Origin of the sequence: Burkholderia sp. BCC1988, assembly GCF_905339895.1 — a bacterium.
GTDB lineage: Bacteria > Pseudomonadota > Gammaproteobacteria > Burkholderiales > Burkholderiaceae > Burkholderia.
In genome coordinates, this window is the sequence record NZ_CAJPHA010000008.1 from 209189 (window position 1) to 226183 (window position 16995).

At 69.8% G+C, this 16995-nt stretch carries 15 protein-coding genes and 1 riboswitch; of the genes, 11 read left to right on the forward strand and 4 right to left on the reverse strand.

Annotation, left to right across the window (positions count from 1 at the left end):
- Positions 1 to 56 precede the first annotated feature (56 nt).
- Complete coding sequence (gene iolG / locus U4012_RS14060; protein ID WP_321799299.1) at positions 57 to 1043, forward strand: inositol 2-dehydrogenase; 987 nt, start codon at positions 57 to 59, stop codon at positions 1041 to 1043.
- Positions 1044 to 1228: 185 nt separating this feature from the next.
- The gene (locus tag U4012_RS14065) at positions 1229 to 1915 is read left to right on the forward strand and encodes an HAD family hydrolase (RefSeq protein ID WP_044846797.1); all 687 of its coding nucleotides are present in this window, start codon (positions 1229 to 1231) and stop codon (positions 1913 to 1915) included.
- A gap of 90 nt (positions 1916 to 2005) precedes the next feature.
- Here U4012_RS14065 and ribB read toward each other — a convergent pair whose 3' ends face one another.
- The 3 genes from ribB to U4012_RS14080 all read right to left on the reverse strand — a co-directional run bounded on the left by ribB (position 2006) and on the right by U4012_RS14080 (position 5299).
- Complete coding sequence (gene ribB / locus U4012_RS14070; protein WP_124488632.1) at positions 2006 to 2716, reverse strand: 3,4-dihydroxy-2-butanone-4-phosphate synthase; 711 nt, start codon at positions 2714 to 2716, stop codon at positions 2006 to 2008.
- A gap of 118 nt (positions 2717 to 2834) precedes the next feature.
- Positions 2835 to 2983, reverse strand: a riboswitch (FMN riboswitch).
- Between the two features lie 190 nt (positions 2984 to 3173).
- The gene (locus tag U4012_RS14075) at positions 3174 to 3857 is read right to left on the reverse strand and encodes a helix-turn-helix domain-containing protein (protein ID WP_044846799.1); all 684 of its coding nucleotides are present in this window, start codon (positions 3855 to 3857) and stop codon (positions 3174 to 3176) included.
- Between the two features lie 266 nt (positions 3858 to 4123).
- Positions 4124 to 5299 (reverse strand): MFS transporter, encoded by a 1176-nt coding sequence (locus U4012_RS14080; RefSeq protein WP_321799304.1) that lies wholly within the window; start codon positions 5297 to 5299, stop codon positions 4124 to 4126.
- 147 nt (positions 5300 to 5446) lie between these two features.
- On the opposite strand from U4012_RS14080, the gene U4012_RS14085 reads away from it, so the two are divergent.
- The 8 genes from U4012_RS14085 to lnt all read left to right on the forward strand — a co-directional run bounded on the left by U4012_RS14085 (position 5447) and on the right by lnt (position 13835).
- On the forward strand, positions 5447 to 6379 hold the full coding sequence (locus U4012_RS14085) for a LysR family transcriptional regulator (protein WP_321799306.1): 933 nt from the start codon (positions 5447 to 5449) through the stop codon (positions 6377 to 6379).
- Between the two features lie 273 nt (positions 6380 to 6652).
- Positions 6653 to 8026: a tRNA (N6-isopentenyl adenosine(37)-C2)-methylthiotransferase MiaB gene (gene miaB / locus U4012_RS14090; RefSeq protein WP_124521061.1), complete on the forward strand. Its 1374-nt coding sequence runs from the start codon at positions 6653 to 6655 to the stop codon at positions 8024 to 8026.
- A 33-nt stretch (positions 8027 to 8059) separates the two neighbouring features.
- Entirely contained in the window at positions 8060 to 9106 is a 1047-nt protein-coding gene (locus U4012_RS14095) for a PhoH family protein (RefSeq protein ID WP_044846803.1), read from the forward strand.
- Positions 9107 to 9275: 169 nt separating this feature from the next.
- Positions 9276 to 10061, forward strand: coding sequence for an rRNA maturation RNase YbeY (gene ybeY / locus U4012_RS14100; RefSeq protein WP_124488628.1), 786 nt, complete (start codon positions 9276 to 9278; stop codon positions 10059 to 10061).
- 14 nt (positions 10062 to 10075) lie between these two features.
- Positions 10076 to 10708, forward strand: a complete 633-nt coding sequence (locus U4012_RS14105) for a gamma-glutamylcyclotransferase (protein WP_044846805.1) — start codon at positions 10076 to 10078, stop codon at positions 10706 to 10708.
- Between the two features lie 67 nt (positions 10709 to 10775).
- A complete protein-coding gene (locus U4012_RS14110) occupies positions 10776 to 10925 on the forward strand; it encodes a hypothetical protein (protein ID WP_185500336.1) in 150 nt (49 codons plus the stop codon).
- Between the two features lie 278 nt (positions 10926 to 11203).
- A complete protein-coding gene (locus U4012_RS14115) occupies positions 11204 to 12091 on the forward strand; it encodes an HlyC/CorC family transporter (RefSeq protein ID WP_044846806.1) in 888 nt (295 codons plus the stop codon).
- A 52-nt stretch (positions 12092 to 12143) separates the two neighbouring features.
- The gene (lnt, locus tag U4012_RS14120; RefSeq protein ID WP_321799313.1) at positions 12144 to 13835 is read left to right on the forward strand and encodes an apolipoprotein N-acyltransferase; all 1692 of its coding nucleotides are present in this window, start codon (positions 12144 to 12146) and stop codon (positions 13833 to 13835) included.
- Between the two features lie 165 nt (positions 13836 to 14000).
- On the opposite strand, the gene U4012_RS14125 is transcribed toward lnt, so the two are convergent.
- Positions 14001 to 15638, reverse strand: coding sequence for a tetratricopeptide repeat protein (locus tag U4012_RS14125; RefSeq protein ID WP_321799315.1), 1638 nt, complete (start codon positions 15636 to 15638; stop codon positions 14001 to 14003).
- A 344-nt stretch (positions 15639 to 15982) separates the two neighbouring features.
- On the opposite strand from U4012_RS14125, the gene glyQ reads away from it, so the two are divergent.
- Positions 15983 to 16987, forward strand: a complete 1005-nt coding sequence (gene glyQ / locus U4012_RS14130; RefSeq protein ID WP_080294533.1) for a glycine--tRNA ligase subunit alpha — start codon at positions 15983 to 15985, stop codon at positions 16985 to 16987.
- Positions 16988 to 16995 lie beyond the last annotated feature (8 nt).

Genomic DNA, 16995 nt, shown 5'->3' on the forward strand with positions numbered 1-16995 from the left:
GACGTGAGCCGCGCAGCGTCCCACACAACGGAATCACCAGGAGAAAGGAGCACACCATGATCGAATTCGCGTTGTTCGGTGCGGGAAGAATCGGGAAGATCCACGCGGCGAATCTGGCGCGCCACCCGGGCGCGAAACTCAAGTACGTGATCGACCGCCATGCGCCATCGGCCGAAGCACTCGCGCAGGCGCACGGCGCGCAGGTCGCCGACCTCGAACGCGCGCTCGGCGACCCGTCCGTGCAGGCCGTCGTGATCGCATCGAGCACCGATACGCACGCGGACCTGATCGTCGCGGCGGCGAACGCGGGCAAGGCCGTGTTCTGCGAGAAGCCGGTCGACCTGAGCGTCGCACGCTCGCGCGAATGCGCGGAGGTCGTGCGCCGCCGCGGCGTCACCTGCATGATCGGCTTCCAGCGCCGCTTCGATCCGACCTTCGCCGCGCTGAAGGCGCGCGTCGAACGCGGCGAGATCGGCACCCCGGAAATACTGGTCGTCACGAGCCGCGACCCCGGCGCGCCGCCCGTCGAGTACCTCCGCAGCTCGGGCGGCATCTTCAAGGACATGCTGATCCACGACTTCGACGTGTTCCGCTGGATCCTCGGCGACGAAGCGCAGACGCTGCACGCGACCGGCAGTTGCCTGACCGACCCGGCCGTGCACGACGCCGGCGACATCGATTCGACCGCCGTGACGATCCGCACGCGGCGCGGCCTGCTGTGCCAGATCAACACGTCGCGCCGCGCGGCATACGGCTACGACCAGCGCTTCGAGCTGCTCGGCAGCAACGGGATGCTGCAGGCCGGCAACGTGCGGCCGACCGAAGTGAGCGCATGGTCGGCGAACGGCATCGCCACCGACGTGCCGGAGCCGTTCTTCCTCGAGCGCTACCGGCACGCGTACGCGGCCGAGATCGCGCACTTCGTCGACGCGCTGCGCGACGGCACGCCGGTCAGGACGACGATCGACGACGGGCTCGCCGCGCTCGAGCTGGCGGAAGCCGCGATGACGTCGTGGCAGACGGGGCGCGTGGTCGAGGTGTGACGCACGCGACGGCGGCCGGCGGCAGCACGCCGCCGCCGTGCGGCGGATGCCGGGCCGGATCCGCTACGCCGGACCGGCCCGGCGCAGCGGCAGCGGCAGCGCGCCGAACGGCGCACGGCGCAGCCGTGAAAGCACGTATCATGGCGGCATGATCGGCGTCGCCGACACCCCGCTTTTTCACCATCATGCTCGATCACCTTATCTGCGACTGCGACGGCGTGCTCGTCGACAGCGAAGTCATTGCCGACCGCGTGCTGCTCGAAACGCTGTCCGCCACCTTCCCGCATCTCGATTTCGAAGCCGCCGCGAAGTCCGCGTTCGGCCAGCAGACGTCGCGCTTTCTCGCGGGGCTCGAAGCGCATTTCGGCATCCGGATGCCGGACAACTTCATCGAGACCGTCGAGCGCAACATCGAAACCGGTCTCGCGCAATCGCTCGCGCCGATCACCGGCGTGCGCGACGCGTTGCTGAGGGTCGGCCTGCCGGCCGCGGTGGTGTCGAACAGCCGGCTCGTGCGCGTGCGCAGCTCGCTGAAGCGCGCGTCGCTCACCGAAATCTTCGGCGAGCGCGTGTTCAGCTCCGAGCAGGTCGCGCGGCCGAAGCCCTACCCCGACGTGTACCTGCATGCGGCGCGCACGCTCGGCGTCGCGCCGGCGCGCTGCATCGTCGTCGAGGACAGCGTGTCGGGCCTGAACGCCGCGCGCGCGGCGGGCATGAAGACGATCGCGTTCGTCGGCGCGAGCCACATCCCCGACAACTACGCGGACGCGCTGCGCGCGATGGGCATCACGCGGATCATGCGCAGGATGGATGAACTGCCGGCGCTCGTCGCGGCCGGCCTGCGCGGCGAATTCGGCGACGTGCAGTCCTGACCGACCGCCGCGCCGAAGCGACATCACCGGCGTGCGGCTCGCTGCGCACGCCGTACCGCGGGCGCCACGGTGCGCCCGCCATGCCGGCCCTCAGGCCGGCTCGCAGCAGCGCTCGCGCGCGGCCGCCAGCGCTTCGCGGAATTCGACGAGCTCCGCGATCGTCAGCATCGGCAGCCCGTGCTGCTGCGCGAAACGCTCGACGTCGTCGCCGCGCGTCATCGTGCCGTCGGGATTCATCAGCTCGCACAGCACGCCCGCCGGCTTCAGCCCCGCGAGGATCGACAGGTCGACCGTGCCTTCGGTGTGGCCGCGGCGCGCCAGCACGCCGCCCGGTTGCGCGCGCAACGGAAACACGTGGCCGGGGCGCACGATGTCGTACGGCTTCGCATCGTCGGCGATCGCCGCGCGGATCGTCGTCACGCGGTCGGCCGCGGACACGCCGGTATGCACGCCTTCGCGCGCCTCGATCGACACGGTGAACGCGGTGCCGTTGCGGCTCTCGTTGGTCTGCACCATCGGCGGCAGCTCGAGCGCGCGGACCTTGTCGTCGGTCAGGCACAGGCACACGATGCCGCTGCACTCGCGGATCAGCAGCGCCATCGTCTCGGGCGTGATGCGTTCGGCGGCGACGATCAGGTCGGCCTCGTTTTCACGGTCGTGATCGTCCTGCAACACGACAGCGCGGCCCGCGCGCAACGCGTCGAGCGCGGCGGCGATGCGCGGCGGCACCGGTTCGGAATCCAGCAACGGGAGATCGGCAAAGGCGTCGGCAGGTGCCGACGAAACGGACTTGAAGGACATGTGAAACGCTCCTCGCGATTACGATTTGGGCGAAAAACGTTTCAGGGCATTGCAAACAGACAGAACGACAACCCGCTTCGCACGGACGGCAAAGCGGCCCTGACGGACATGACTATCTGCACATCTTCTCTCATCCGGACTATGACCGTCGGCTCTGGCATTCGACCAGATCTGCTGACCCCGCGCGGATGCGCGGGCGCTCGCGGGCTCGCCGGCTTTCGCCAGCCTACCGCCGGTGGGGAATTTCGCCCCGCCCTGAAGACGCACTGATTACCGGCCCGGGGGTCTCCCCGTGGAACGGCCGGCCAAGCATACATCAGCTGCGCGCACCGCGCAGCGAACCACAGCTAAAACCTTACTGACGACCTCGTCTAACGGCATCGTCCGAACGGCCGACACCGGGCGTGCGCGCCCGTCCCGATGGAACCGGCGCCGGCCCGGCGACCCGCCCGCGCGCTCAGCCGGCCGCGTGCGCGGCGTCGGGCACGAGCCAGCGCGGCGGCACCTCGGGGCTCACCGTCACGCGGAACGCGCGCGCCTCGCTGTCGCCGGGATTGCGCAGGCTGTACGGCTGGTCGGCGTCGAACACGATTGCGTCGCCGGTCGCGAGCAACTGGCGGCGATCGTGCACGCTGACTTCGAGCGTGCCCTCGCTGACGACCAGGTTGACCGTCGTGCCGGGCGCGCGGCGCGTGCCGGGCTCCGTGTGCAGCGGCGCGATCCGCAGCTCGTGGAACTCGGCCGCGGCCGGTTCGCCTTCCGGATACAGCGCGCGCGCCGAGAAGCGGCCGTTCGAGCTGACGACGCGCGCCGCGCGCTCGGCTGCCAGGTGCTCGAAGCCGTTCACCGCGTGGCGGCGCAGGAATGCGGCGACCGACACCTTGAGCGCCGCGGCGATCTTGCAGAGCACCTTGATCGACGGCACGCTGCGCGCGGATTCGATCTGCGCGAGCATCGCGCGCGACACGCCGGACAGCCGCGCGAGCGCATCGAGCGACAGCTGCCGCTCGGCGCGCAGGCGCGCGAGGTTCACGCCGACGACCTGCTCGAGGACGTCGAGCGACGCGGACGTCCGCGCGTCGACGGCATTGCCGGATTCGAAGGAAGACACGTCGCGCACCAGCGCAAGGGGTGAAGACATAGCATGGCCTCCGGGCCGCCGCGCGGCCCTGCGAATGGGGTAAGCCTGAATCGGAATCGGGTTGCGCCACGAACGGCGCGTATCGAGACGCTATCACCCGGCCCCGACCCGGCAAACGAAGTTATCTTCACACCGTTATCAGCATCGCGGAGGAATGCGTTTCTCGCGAACCTTTTCCTGTCGCTATGGCGCCGGCGCACCGCCACTCGATGCGCCGGTCAATGCGCCACTCGATGCGCGGGTCAATGCGCCGCTCGATGCGCCGGTCAATGCGCGGCCGGTGCGGCGCCGCGCGCCGGCGCGCGCGCATCGAGCCGCATCGCGAGCCACGTGACGACGAGCGCCGCGAACGTCACCGCGACGGCGACCCACGGCAGCGCGTCGAGCGCGAAGCCGTGCCCCAGCGCAAGGCCGCCGAGCCACGCGCCGGCCGCATTGCCTACGTTAAACGCGCCGATGTTCAGCGTCGACGCGAGATGCGGCGCGCTCGCGGCCTTCTCGACGACGCGCGCCTGCAGCGGCGGCACCGTCGCGAACGCGGCGATTCCCCACACGAACACGGTCACCGCGGCCGCGACCGGCAGGTGGCTCGTCTTCGCGAACACGGCCATCACGGCCATCAGCGCGACCAGGATCGCGATCAGCGACGGCATCAGCGCGCGATCGGCGAGCTTGCCGCCGAGCGTGTTGCCGACCGTCAGCCCCGCGCCGAACAGCACGAGGATCAACGCGACCGCGCGCGGCGAATAACCGGTGACGGTTTCGAGGATCGGCGCGATATACGTGAACACGACGAACACGCCGCCGAAACCGAGCACGGTCATCAGCAGCGCGAGCCAGACCTGCGGCTCCTTCAGCACGCGCACTTCGTGGCCGAGGCCGACGGGCCCGCTGTCGTGGCGGTTCGGCACCAGCAGCGCGACGCCGCCGAGCGACGCCACGCCGAGCGCGGCGACGATCCAGAACGACGCGCGCCAGCCGAGCAGCTGGCCGACGAACGTGCCGAACGGCACGCCGAGCACGTTCGACAGCGTGAGGCCCGTGAACATCAGCGCGATCGCGCTCGCGCGCTTGTCGGCCGGCACGAGCGACGCGGCGACCACGGCGCCGATCCCGAAGAACGAGCCGTGCGCGAACGACGTGACGACACGCGCGACCATCAGCATCGCGTAGCCGGACGCGGTCGCGCACAGCACGTTGCCGACGATGAAGATCGCCATCAGCAGCTGCAGCGCGGCCTTGCGCGGCATGCGGCTCGTCAGCACCGCGAGCAGCGGCGCGCCGGCCGCGACGCCGAGCGCGTAGCCGGTGACCAGCAGCCCGGCCGACGGCAGCGACACGGCGAGGTCGTGCGCGACTTCGGGCAACAGGCCCATGATGATGAATTCGGTGGTGCCGATGGCGAAGGCGCTGATCGCGAGCGCCAGGAGCGGAATGGGCATGACGTTCTCCGAAAGGGCGGCGGGCGCGGCGCCCGGTCGGTGCCGCACCGCACAAAAGGCGGGATCTGCGCGCATTGTCCCGAATACGCCTATCTTTGATAATTGGCGTGGCATTTGAACCATTTTCAAAAATTTCTGGAAAATCCGATGGATCGACTGGGCGACATCCGGCTGTTCGTCGAGGCGGCGGAACTCGGCAGCCTGTCCGCGGCCGGGCGCAAGCTGAACCTCACGCCGGCCGCCGCGAGCGCGCGCCTCGCGAAGCTCGAGGCGAAGGTCGCGACGCGGCTGTTCGAGCGCTCCACGCGGCAGCTGCGGCTCACCGACGAAGGCCGGCTCTACCTGAACTGCTGCCGGCAGGCGCTGCAGGCGCTCGACGACGCGCACGCGCTGCTGCAGGAAGGCCGCAACGTGGTGGCCGGCAAGGTGCGGCTGTCGTCGACGTCCGACTTCGGCCGCAACCAGCTGCTCGGCTGGCTCGACGAATTCACCACGCTGCATCCGGGTGTCACGTTCTCGCTGACGGCGTCCGATTCGGCGTCGAACCTGTGGCAGGACGAGATCGACCTCGCGATCCGCTTCGCCGCCCCGCCCGACGGCGCGCTGATCGCGCGCCGGCTCGCCGCGAACCGGCGCGTGCTGTGCGCGGCGCCCTCGTTCGTCGAGCGCCACGGCGTGCCGGCCGATCCGCACGATCTGGCCCGCTTTCCATGCAACGTGATCACGATCGCGTCGGGCCCGATGAACACGTGGCGCTTCACGCGCGGCGACGAGGTGCAGACCCACACGGTGCCGGTATCGACCGCGTTCGAGACCAACGACGGCGGCTTGACCCGCGAATGGACGCTGCGCGGCCACGGCATCGCGCTGAAGTCGCTGTGGGACATCGCCGACGACGTGCGCGCCGGCCGGCTGCGCGTGCTGCTGCCCGACTGGCGGCACCAGGACGCGCCGCTGCACGCGATCTATCACAGCAAGCGCTACATGGCGCCGCGCGTGCGCGTGCTGCTCGACTTCCTCGCCGAACGCTTCGCGCGCGAGGAAGCGGCGCTCGACGACCTGCTGAACGCGTGCCGCTGACGGCTGCCGCGCCGTCATATCAGGGTCGGAATGCAACGAAAGGCGTCGCGCGGCCGCAACCCGCCGCCCGCCCGGCACGGCGCGTAAAGCTATAATGGAAAGCTTTCCCGACGGCTTTTCACGCGTTCACGCGTTGCGCGAGAGGCTCGCCCGACGCGCGCTGCGCGCCCCGGTCCGCCACGCGGCACCGGCACGCGCCGCTGCATCGCAGCAGCCGTCCCGATTCACCCTTGACGACGCCCCCAGGTCAACCACTGCGAACGGCGAATCCCCATGACCAAGAAAGTTTACGTAAAGACCTTCGGCTGCCAGATGAACGAGTACGACTCGGACAAGATGGTGGACGTGCTCAATGCGGCCGAAGGCCTCGAAAAGACCGATACCCCGGAAGACGCGGACATCATCCTGTTCAACACGTGCTCGGTGCGTGAGAAGGCGCAGGAAAAGGTGTTCTCCGATCTCGGCCGCGTGCGCGAGCTGAAGGAAGCGAAGCCGGGCCTGCTGATCGGCGTCGGCGGCTGCGTCGCCAGCCAGGAAGGCGCGTCGATTGTGTCGCGCGCGCCGTACGTCGACCTCGTGTTCGGCCCGCAAACCCTGCACCGCCTGCCGCAGATGATCGACGCGCGCCGTGCGAGCGGCCGCGCGCAGGTCGACATCACGTTCCCCGAGATCGAGAAGTTCGACCACCTGCCGCCCGCGCGCGTCGAGGGGCCGAGCGCGTTCGTGTCGATCATGGAAGGCTGCTCGAAGTACTGCAGCTACTGCGTCGTGCCGTACACGCGCGGCGATGAAGTGTCGCGCCCGCTCGACGACGTGCTGACCGAAGTGGCCGGCCTCGCCGACCAGGGCGTGCGCGAAGTCACGCTGCTCGGCCAGAACGTGAACGCCTACCGCGGCGCGCTGGCGGCCGGCTCGTCCGAAATCGCCGATTTCGCGACGCTGATCGAATACGTCGCCGACATCCCCGGCATCGAGCGGATCCGCTACACGACGTCGCATCCGAAGGAATTCACGCAGCGCCTGATCGATACTTACGCGAAGGTGCCGAAGCTCGTGAGCCACCTGCACCTGCCGGTCCAGCACGGGTCCGACCGCATCCTGATGGCGATGAAGCGCGGCTACACGGTGCTCGAATACAAGTCGGTGATCCGCAAGCTGCGCGCGATCCGCCCGGACCTGTCGCTGTCGACCGACATGATCGTCGGCTTCCCGGGCGAGACCGAAGAGGATTTCGACAAGATGATGGCGCTCGTGCACGAGATGAGCTACGACACCAGCTTCTCGTTCATCTACAGCCCGCGCCCCGGCACGCCGGCCGCGAACCTGCACGACGACACGCCGCGCGAGGTCAAGCTCAAACGCCTGCAACATCTGCAGGCGACCATCGAGGAAAACGTCGCGCGCATCAGCCAGTCGATGGTCGGGAAGGTCGAGCGGATCCTCGTCGAGGGCCCGTCGCGCAAGGACCCGAACGAACTGTCGGGCCGCACCGAGAACAACCGGGTCGTGAATTTCCCGGCGCCGCTCGCGTCGCACCCGCGCCTGATCGGCCAGATGATCGACGTGAAGATCAACCATGCGTACCCGCACTCGCTGCGCGGCGAGCTGCTGCTCGTGAGCGACGACGCGAGCGCGGCCACCCACTGACCGACTGACGTTCCACAGGAGCCCGACGCTACTTTGAAGACCGTCCAAGCACTGGAATTCACCGCGCCGCGCGACGACAACGCGCGCCTCGCCAACCTCTGCGGCCCGCTCGACGAGAACCTGCGGCAGATCGAACAGGCACTCGACGTCACGCTCGCGCGGCGCGGCCACCGGATCACGATCCGCGGCCGCGGCGCGAAGCTCGCGCTCGCGGCGCTCGAGAACTTCTACAACCGCGCGCGCGATCCGCTGTCGGTCGACGATATCCAGCTCGCGCTGGTCGAAGTGCGCCACACGTCCGGCAACGGCCGCCAGGACACGCTCGACGTGCGCTTTCGCGGCGATCCGGACCATCCGTTCGACGAGCCCGTCGTGCAGCTCGACGATGAAATGCCGGACGAAGAACCCGCGCCGAAGCTCTACACGCGGCGCGCCGACCTGCGCGGCCGCACGCCCGCGCAGCGCGAATACCTGAAGCAGATCCTGCAGCACGACGTGACGTTCGGCATCGGGCCGGCCGGCACCGGCAAGACCTACCTCGCGGTCGCGTGCGCGGTCGACGCGCTCGAGCGCGACCAGGTCAAGCGGATCGTGCTGACGCGCCCGGCCGTCGAGGCCGGCGAGCGGCTCGGCTTCCTGCCGGGCGATCTCGCGCAGAAGGTCGACCCGTACCTGCGGCCGCTGTACGACGCGCTGTACGACCTGCTCGGCTTCGACAAGACCGCGAAGATGTTCGAGCGCCAGATGATCGAGATCGCGCCGCTCGCGTACATGCGCGGCCGCACGCTGAACCACGCGTTCATCATCCTCGACGAGGCGCAGAACACGACGCCCGAGCAGATGAAGATGTTCCTCACGCGGATCGGTTTCGGCTCGAAGGCCGTCGTCACCGGCGACACGAGCCAGGTCGACCTGCCGCGCGGGCACAAGAGCGGCCTCGTCGAGGCGCAGCAGGTGCTCGGCGGCGTGCGCGGCATCGCGCTCACGCGCTTCACGAGCGCCGACGTCGTGCGGCATCCGCTCGTCGCGCGCATCGTCGAGGCGTACGACGACTTCCACGCGCAGCACAAGGACGCGTAGGAAGCCGGCGGCGCTCGCGCGGTGCCTGCGCGCCGCACCGGCCAATGGCTCAAGCCCGGCCCGCCCGACGGCGCGCCGGGCATTTTTTCGCCTGCGCGCGGCCGGTTCGAATTCGGGAGCGATCGGCCGTTTGGTGTATCCTCAACGCGTTCCAATCGCCGCACCCGTCATGAAATCTTCCCGTTCTCGCAAGTCCGGGCGCGACCAGTCCGCCGCGCCCGATTCCCCCCGTCTTTCGCTGTTCGATGCGAAGGGCAAGGCCCGGACCGTCAACGCGCAAGGGCTTCGAATCGACTTCCCGGACGGCCGCAGCCTGATGTTCGACCTGTCGGGCAGCTCGGGCGAGGCGGCCGTCGCGATCGTCGCGCAGCACAACGATCCGGCGATGCGCGCGAAGCTCGCGCTGCAGCCCGAGCACTACGACAGCGTGACGCTGCACGTGGGTGCCGAACCCGCGCCGCGCGACGAGGAAATCGCGGAAATGGCGGACGAGCTGCGCGAGCTGGAGCTCGACCTGTCCGTGCAGTACGGTGACGAGATCACCGCCGACATCCGCAAGACGCTGCCGAAGCGCAAGCTGATCGCCGAATGGCTCGAGCCGGCGCTGTTCGCGAACGCGCAGCTCACCGTGCGCTTCGTCGGCGAGGAAGAAGGCCGCACGCTGAACGCCGGCTACCGCCACAAGGACTACCCGACCAACGTGCTGACCTTCGCGTACGACCCGGCGCCCGACGGCACCGTGATCGGCGACCTCGTGCTGTGCTGCCCGGTCGTCGAGAAGGAAGCGCACGAACAGGGCAAGCCGCTCATCGCCCACTACGCGCACCTGCTGGTGCACGGCGCGCTGCACGCGCAGGGCTACGATCACGAGACGAGCGACGAGGACGCCGCCGAAATGGAAGCGCTCGAAGTCGACATCCTCGCGAAGCTGGGCTTCCCGAACCCGTACCAGTAAAAGCCGTCCGCACCATGCACCACGCCGCGATGCTGCCGCCCGCCTACCCGCCGTCGATCGGCGAGGGACGGCTGCTGACGGAAGACGAACTCGCGGCGTCGCTCGCGCACACGATGCGCGACTGGGACGGCCGGCAGGATCTCTGGCTGTTCGGCTATGGCTCGCTGATCTGGAACCCCGGGCTGCCGACCGTCGCCGCCGTGCGCGGCAAGGTACACGGCTACCATCGCGGGCTCTACCTGTGGTCGCGCGTGAACCGCGGCACGCCCGAACGTCCGGGCCTCGTGCTCGCGCTCGATCGCGGCGGCTCGTGCTCGGGCATCGCGTTCCGGCTCGCGGGCCCGACCGCTCAGCCGCATCTCGAGACGTTGTGGAAACGCGAGATGCCGATGGGGTCGTACCGACCCGCGTGGCTGCCGTGTACGCTCGAGACCGGCGAACGCGTGAACGCGCTGGCATTCGTGATGCGCCGCGACGTGCCCACCTACACCGGCAAGCTGACCGACCCCGTCGTGAAGGAAGTGTTCAGCTGCGCGGCCGGCCGCTACGGTACGACGCTCGACTACGTGAGCCGCACCGTGGACGCGCTGCGCGCGAGCGGCATCCCCGACCGCGCGCTGGAAGGGCTGCTCGCGCGATGCCGGTGATGCCCGACCGGCCGGCTTGCGCGACACCGGCCGCCGCCCCCGTGCATTCGAAGGAGAATCCGCGCCCATGAACCCGTCACGCAGATCGCGCGTCATGCTGGCCGCGCTGCTCGTCGCCACGAGCGTCGCGCTGTCCGGCTGCGGCATGTTCGGTTGCGGCGGCGCCGCGACCAACGGCGCGGCCGCCGGCGGCTGTTCCGCCGGCATGCGCTTCTGAGGGTCCGGGCGCCCGCCCGGCCCGCGACGAAATGCCGCCGACGCCGACCGGCCGGCCGGTCGCCTCCGCTTTTTTTGCCGCCGTGCCCCGCCGCCCCTTTCTGAGATAGGATGGATACACAGGACGGCGTCGCGCCCGGCGCGGCCGTTCCCGAGCGGGGCTCGCGTGCGCCGCCTGCCCCTGGCCGGACGGCCGGTGTGACACGGCCGCGCCATGCCCTTGGTGTATCCTTGCCTACTCCGTGACCGCGCGCCCCGGCATGACCCGGGCGCACCACCATGAACGATTCGTATCCCAGTCGTAAGCTCACCGACAAACCGCAAGAAAAGCGCTCGCTGCTCGAGCGCCTGACCGACTTCATCTCGCCCGAGCCGGAATCCCGGTCCGAGCTGCTGGAAATCCTCCAGGACGCCCACGAACGCAACCTGATCGACGCCGATTCGCTGTCGATGATCGAAGGCGTGTTCCAGGTGTCCGACCTGTGCGCCCGCGACATCATGGTGCCGCGCGCGCAGATGGACGCGATCAACATCGCCGACAAGCCTGAAGACTTCATCCCGTTCGTCCTCGAGAAGGCGCACTCGCGCTACCCCGTGTACGAGGAGAACCGCGACAACGTGATCGGCGTGCTGCTCGCGAAGGACCTGCTGCGCTTCTACGCCGAAGAGGAATTCGACGTGCGCGGGATGCTGCGCCCCGCCGTGTTCATTCCCGAATCGAAGCGCCTGAACGTGCTGCTGCACGACTTCCGCGTGAACCGCAACCACCTCGCGATCGTCGTCGACGAATACGGCGGCGTCGCGGGCCTGATCACGATCGAGGACGTGCTCGAACAGATCGTCGGCGACATCGAGGACGAATACGACTTCGACGAGGAAGCCGGCAACATCATCTCGGGGCCGGACGGCCGCTTCCGAGTGCGCGCGCTCACCGAGATCGAACAGTTCAACGAGGCGTTCGGCACCGACTTCCCCGACGACGAGGTCGACACGATCGGCGGGCTGATCACCCATCATTTCGGCCGCGTGCCGCACCGCGGCGAGAAGCTGCAGCTCGGCAACCTCGTGTTCGAGATCCAGCGCGGCGATGCGCGCCAGGTCCACGTGCTGCTGGTGCGCCGCAACCCTCTCGCGAGCCGCCGCGCCGAAACCTCGCACGAGGACTGACCGTCTCGCGCCGGCCGCGTCTCCTTCAACCGCTCGCCCTCTTTCGCTTCACATGGACGATCCGATCCCGTCCCGCCCGGCTGGCGGTCTTCTCGCGCCGGCGCCCGGCCGCACGCTGCCGCGCTGGCACTATCCGGCCGCGCTGCTCGCCGGCGCGGCCAATACGCTGACCTTCGCACCGACCCCGCACGGCGGCTGGCTGCAGCTCGTCGTATTCGTCTGGTTTTTCGCGCAGCTGACGCGCACGTCGAGCTGGCGCGGCGCCGCGCTCACCGGCGGCGCGTTCGGCTTCGGCAACTTCATCAGCGGCATCTGGTGGCTCTACATCAGCATGCACGTGTACGGCGAGATGGCCGCGCCGCTCGCGGGCGGCGCGCTGGTGCTGTTCTCGCTCTACCTGTCGCTGTACCCGGCGTTCTCGGCGGGGCTCTGGTCGTTCTGCGCAGGCCATGCATGGCATCGCCGCGAACCCGATCCGCGGCCGTTCTCGCCGACCTGGCACGGCGCGTTCGCGTTCGCGAGCGCCTGGGCGCTCGGCGAATGGCTGCGCGGCACCGTATTCACCGGCTTCCCGTGGCTCGCGAGCGGCTATCCGCAGGTCGACGGACCGTTCGCGGGCTTCGCGCCGGTCGTCGGCGTGTACGGGATCGCCTGGGTGCTCGCGCTGTTCGCCGCGCTGGTCGTGCAGGCGCTCGTCGCCGCGCGCCGGGCGCCCGCATCCGAACGCGGCGCCGCCGGCAACGCGCGCGTGCGCATCGCCGCGCCGGCCGGCATCGCCGTCGCGCTCGTCGCGGCCGGCATCGCGCTGTCGCAGGCCGCGTGGACCGTGCCCGCGAACGCGCCGCTCACGGTGCGGCTGCTGCAGGGCAACGTGAAGCAGGACATCAAGTTCGAGCAGGAAGGCATCGACGCGGCGATCAAGATGTACACGCAGATGATCGTCGAGAAGCCGGCCGACCTGATCGTCACGCCGGAGACCGCGATCGCGGTGATGATCCAGGAGCTGCCCGAACCGTTCGCCGTCGCGATCCGCAAGTTCAGCGACACGACCGGCTCGGCCGTGCTGTTCGGCGCGGTCGGCGCATCGGTCACGCCGGACGGCCACTACGTCGACTACACGAACAGCCTGTACGGCGTGACGCCGCACTCGCGCGACATCTATCACTACGACAAGCACCATCTCGTGCCCTTCGGCGAGTTCATCCCGTGGGGCTTCCGGTGGTTCGTCGACCTGATGAAGATGCCGCTCGGCGACTTCGCGCGCGGCGCGCCGGTGCAGAAGCCGTTCCTCGTGCACAACCAGCCGGTGATGGCCGACATCTGCTACGAGGACTTGTTCGGCGAGGAAATCGCCGCGACGATCCGCGACAATCCGCAGCCGCCCGGCGTGCTCGTCAACGTGACGAACCTCGCGTGGTTCGGCGACACGATCGCGCTCGACCAGCACCTGCAGATCGCGCGGATGCGCGCGCTCGAGACGGGCCGGCCGATGCTGCGCTCGACCAATACCGGGATGACCGCCGCGATCGACGCGCGCGGCCGCGTGCTCGGCCAGCTCAAGCCGTTTACGATCGGCTCGCTCGACGTGCGGATCGAAGGCACGAGCGGCTTCACGCCGTACGTGACGAGCGGCAACAACATCGTGCTCGCGGTGTCGCTGGTGCTGCTCGCGTTCGGCTTCACGTTCGGGCCGGGCCTGCGCCGCCGCAACGGCGCGAAGGCCGGCGGCGACCGCAACGCCTGACGCATCGGGCGGCCGGCGCGCGCGGCGCGGCGCAGCCGCCGCCGTCGATGCGGCATGCCGACCGCCCCGCCCGCCGACGTTCGGCGCACGAGGCCGAGTCCGCACGACACCCCGGCAAGCCGCATGCAGGAAGCAACGACGCGCGACGTCGCGCCGGCCAGCCGTTCAGGCCGGCCGCTGCGCGTCCGCGGCCAGGCCGCGCAGATCCCGCGCGAGCGCTTCCAGCACCGGCGCCCATGCGCCGAACGTCGGCTGCCGGTACAGCGTCGCGGTCGGATACCACGGGCTGTCGGTGCGCTCGAGCAGCCATGGCCAGTGCGGATTCACGTCGAGCAGCACCCAGGTGCGTGCGCCGAGCGCGCCCGACAGGTGCGCGACCGACGTGCACACCGTGATCACCAGATCCAGCGCGCCGATGAACGCAGCCGTATCGTCGAAACTCTCGAGTTCGCCGGTGAAGTCCTCGATCGCGAAACCGGCCGCGCGCGCCGCGGCGACATCCGCGTCCGCGCCCGGCTGCAGCGAGTAAAACGCGACGCCGTCGACACCGCGCAACGCATCGGCATAACGCTCGAGCCCGACGCGCCGCAACGGATTGCGCTGGTGCCCCGCGCTGCCCGTCCATACGAGCCCGACCTTCAGCCGGCCGTCGCCCGCGAGCCGCGCTCGCCATGCGTCGCGCGCGCGCGGATCGGCATGCAGGTACGGCACCGCCGCGCCGAGCGTCGACGTCTCCATCCCGAGCATCAACGGCAGGCCGATCAGCGGCACTTCGTAGTCGAATGCCGGCAGCGCGTCGACGCCGCCGCCCGCGCTGAACGCATCCGCGTGCGCGCCGAGGCTGCGCCGCATCAGCGTGCCCACCTGCGGAAACGTGTTCCATGCAAGCCGGCCGCCCTCGCGGTGCACGCGCTCGGCGAGCGGCGCGACGAAGCGCGCAAACTGCAGCACGTCGCCGAGCCCCTGCTCGCCCCAGACGAGCAGCGTCTTGCCCGCGAGCGGCTCGCCGTGCCAGCGCGGGCCGGGCAGCACCGGCCGGCGGCCGCGCAGCTCGCCGGCGCCGTCCCAGCGCGCCTCATGGCCGCGCCAGCCGGCCGCGTAGTCGCCGCGCACGAGCTGGATGATCGCGAGGTTGAAACGGAACGACGCGTCGTCGGGCGCCAGCTCGCACGCGCGCGCCGCATGGCGTTCGGCGTCGTCCCAGCGCTGCGCCTCCTTCATCGCCATCGCGATGTTGTTCTGCGCGAGCGCATTGTCGGGCGCGATCTCCGCGAGCCGCGCCGCGCACGCGAGCGCGCCGTCGAGGTCCTGCGTCGCGAGCCGCGCGACGACCAGGTTCGTCCACACCTGCACGTCGTGCGGGTCGGCCGCCACGGCCGCGTCGAGCAGCGCGATTTCTTCGTTGCGGTCGCCGCCCGACAGCCGCAGCGCGATCGCCAGGTTGTTGCGCAGCGACGGCCAGCCCGGATCGACCGCATAGGCGGCGCGGTACGACGCGACGGCGTCGGCGTGACGGCCGAGCATCTGCAGCGCGTAGCCATGATTGAAATTCGCGCCGGCGCCCGGATGCACGCGCAGCGCGCATTCGGCCAGCGCGAGCGCGTCGGCGCCACGCTGCCGCGCGACCAGCGCCGCGGTAAGCTGCGCGAGCGCGGCCATGTCGACGGCGTGCAGATGCCCGGCGGCGGCGAGCCAGAGCGCATGCGCGTCGCGCTCGCCGCGCGCGTGCGCGTCGGCGGCCTGCCCGAGCAGCGCAAGCAGCGGCGGCATCAGCGGAATGAGGAGGTCGTTCGAATCGTCCATGCGGTCCGGAGTGGGCAATCGGTCGCGCGGCAGGCGTCGCGCGCGCCGCAATACGCGCATCTTAACGCCCGCGCAAAGCGGCGCGGCAGGCGGAGCGAGCAGCGCATCGCGACACCGCGCGCGAGCGCACCGCGCGCATCGACGACCCGCGCACAGGCCGCGCACGGCTCGCCCGAAACACCGCCGACGCCCCCTTCGTCCGCGTTCCGGCCGCATCCGGCCGCCGATCCGGTAAAATTGCACGTTTCAGCACACTAACAAGCCGCGCCGCCGCGCGAGCCGACCCTCCGGGCCCCGCCCGGAGCGCCGCCCGCAACGGAGCGCCAGCGCCACGAAGGCTCTTCATGCTTACGTTTCAGCAAATCATCCTGACGCTGCAGTCCTACTGGGACAAGCAGGGTTGCGCCCTGCTCCAGCCCATCGACATGGAAGTCGGCGCGGGCACGTCGCACGTCCACACGTTCCTGCGCGCGGTCGGCCCCGAGCCGTGGCGCGCCGCCTACGTGCAGCCGTCGCGCCGCCCGAAGGACGGCCGCTACGGCGAGAACCCGAACCGCCTGCAGCATTACTACCAGTACCAGGTCGTGCTCAAGCCGGCGCCGGAAAACATCCTCGACCTGTATCTCGGTTCGCTGGAAGCGCTCGGCTTCGACCTGAAGCAGAACGACGTGCGCTTCGTGGAAGACGACTGGGAGAACCCGACGCTCGGCGCGTGGGGCCTCGGCTGGGAAGTGTGGCTGAACGGCATGGAAGTCACGCAGTTCACGTATTTCCAGCAGGTCGGCGGCCTCGACTGCAAGCCCGTGCTCGGCGAGATCACGTACGGCCTCGAGCGCCTCGCGATGTACCTGCAGAAGGTCGAGAACGTGTACGACCTCGTGTGGACCGAATGGGAAGAGCAAGGCCCGAACGGCCCCGAGCTGCGCCGCCTGTCGTACGGCGACGTCTACCACCAGAACGAGGTCGAGCAGTCGACCTACAACTTCGAGCACGCGAACGTCGACCTGCTGTTCACGTTCTTCAACAGCTACGAAGCGGAAGCGAAGAAGATGATCGACGCGCAGCTCGCGCTGCCCGCGTACGAGCTCGTGCTGAAGGCCGGCCACACGTTCAACCTGCTCGACGCGCGCGGCGCGATCTCGGTCACGGAACGCGCGGCGTACATCGGCCGCATCCGCGCGCTGTCGCGTCTCGTCGCGCAGGCTTACTACGACTCGCGCGAGAAGCTCGGCTTCCCGATGCTCGGCAACCCGCCGGGCGTGCCGGGCCTCACCACCGACGCCCAGGACGCCGCCCAGCCGGCATGGGCGCCGCCGCTCAAGGTCGAACGCAAGATCGATCAGGACTGACGAGACGA

Bases quoted from the DNA above. Each gene is read 5' to 3' on its own strand.
- miaB (WP_124521061.1), top strand. From the start codon at position 6,653: ATGACCAAGAAAGTTTACGTAAAGACCTTCGGCTGCCAGATGAACGAG.
- lnt (WP_321799313.1), top strand. From the start codon at position 12,144: ATGGACGATCCGATCCCGTCCCGCCCGGCTGGCGGTCTTCTCGCGCCG.
- ribB (WP_124488632.1), bottom strand. From the start codon at position 2,716: ATGTCCTTCAAGTCCGTTTCGTCGGCACCTGCCGACGCCTTTGCCGAT.
- U4012_RS14105 (WP_044846805.1), top strand. From the start codon at position 10,076: ATGCACCACGCCGCGATGCTGCCGCCCGCCTACCCGCCGTCGATCGGC.
- glyQ (WP_080294533.1), top strand. From the start codon at position 15,983: ATGCTTACGTTTCAGCAAATCATCCTGACGCTGCAGTCCTACTGGGAC.
- U4012_RS14080 (WP_321799304.1), bottom strand. From the start codon at position 5,299: ATGCCCATTCCGCTCCTGGCGCTCGCGATCAGCGCCTTCGCCATCGGC.
- U4012_RS14110 (WP_185500336.1), top strand. From the start codon at position 10,776: ATGAACCCGTCACGCAGATCGCGCGTCATGCTGGCCGCGCTGCTCGTC.
- U4012_RS14125 (WP_321799315.1), bottom strand. From the start codon at position 15,638: ATGGACGATTCGAACGACCTCCTCATTCCGCTGATGCCGCCGCTGCTT.
- iolG (WP_321799299.1), top strand. From the start codon at position 57: ATGATCGAATTCGCGTTGTTCGGTGCGGGAAGAATCGGGAAGATCCAC.
- ybeY (WP_124488628.1), top strand. From the start codon at position 9,276: ATGAAATCTTCCCGTTCTCGCAAGTCCGGGCGCGACCAGTCCGCCGCG.
- U4012_RS14115 (WP_044846806.1), top strand. From the start codon at position 11,204: ATGAACGATTCGTATCCCAGTCGTAAGCTCACCGACAAACCGCAAGAA.
- U4012_RS14065 (WP_044846797.1), top strand. From the start codon at position 1,229: ATGCTCGATCACCTTATCTGCGACTGCGACGGCGTGCTCGTCGACAGC.
- U4012_RS14075 (WP_044846799.1), bottom strand. From the start codon at position 3,857: ATGTCTTCACCCCTTGCGCTGGTGCGCGACGTGTCTTCCTTCGAATCC.
- U4012_RS14085 (WP_321799306.1), top strand. From the start codon at position 5,447: ATGGATCGACTGGGCGACATCCGGCTGTTCGTCGAGGCGGCGGAACTC.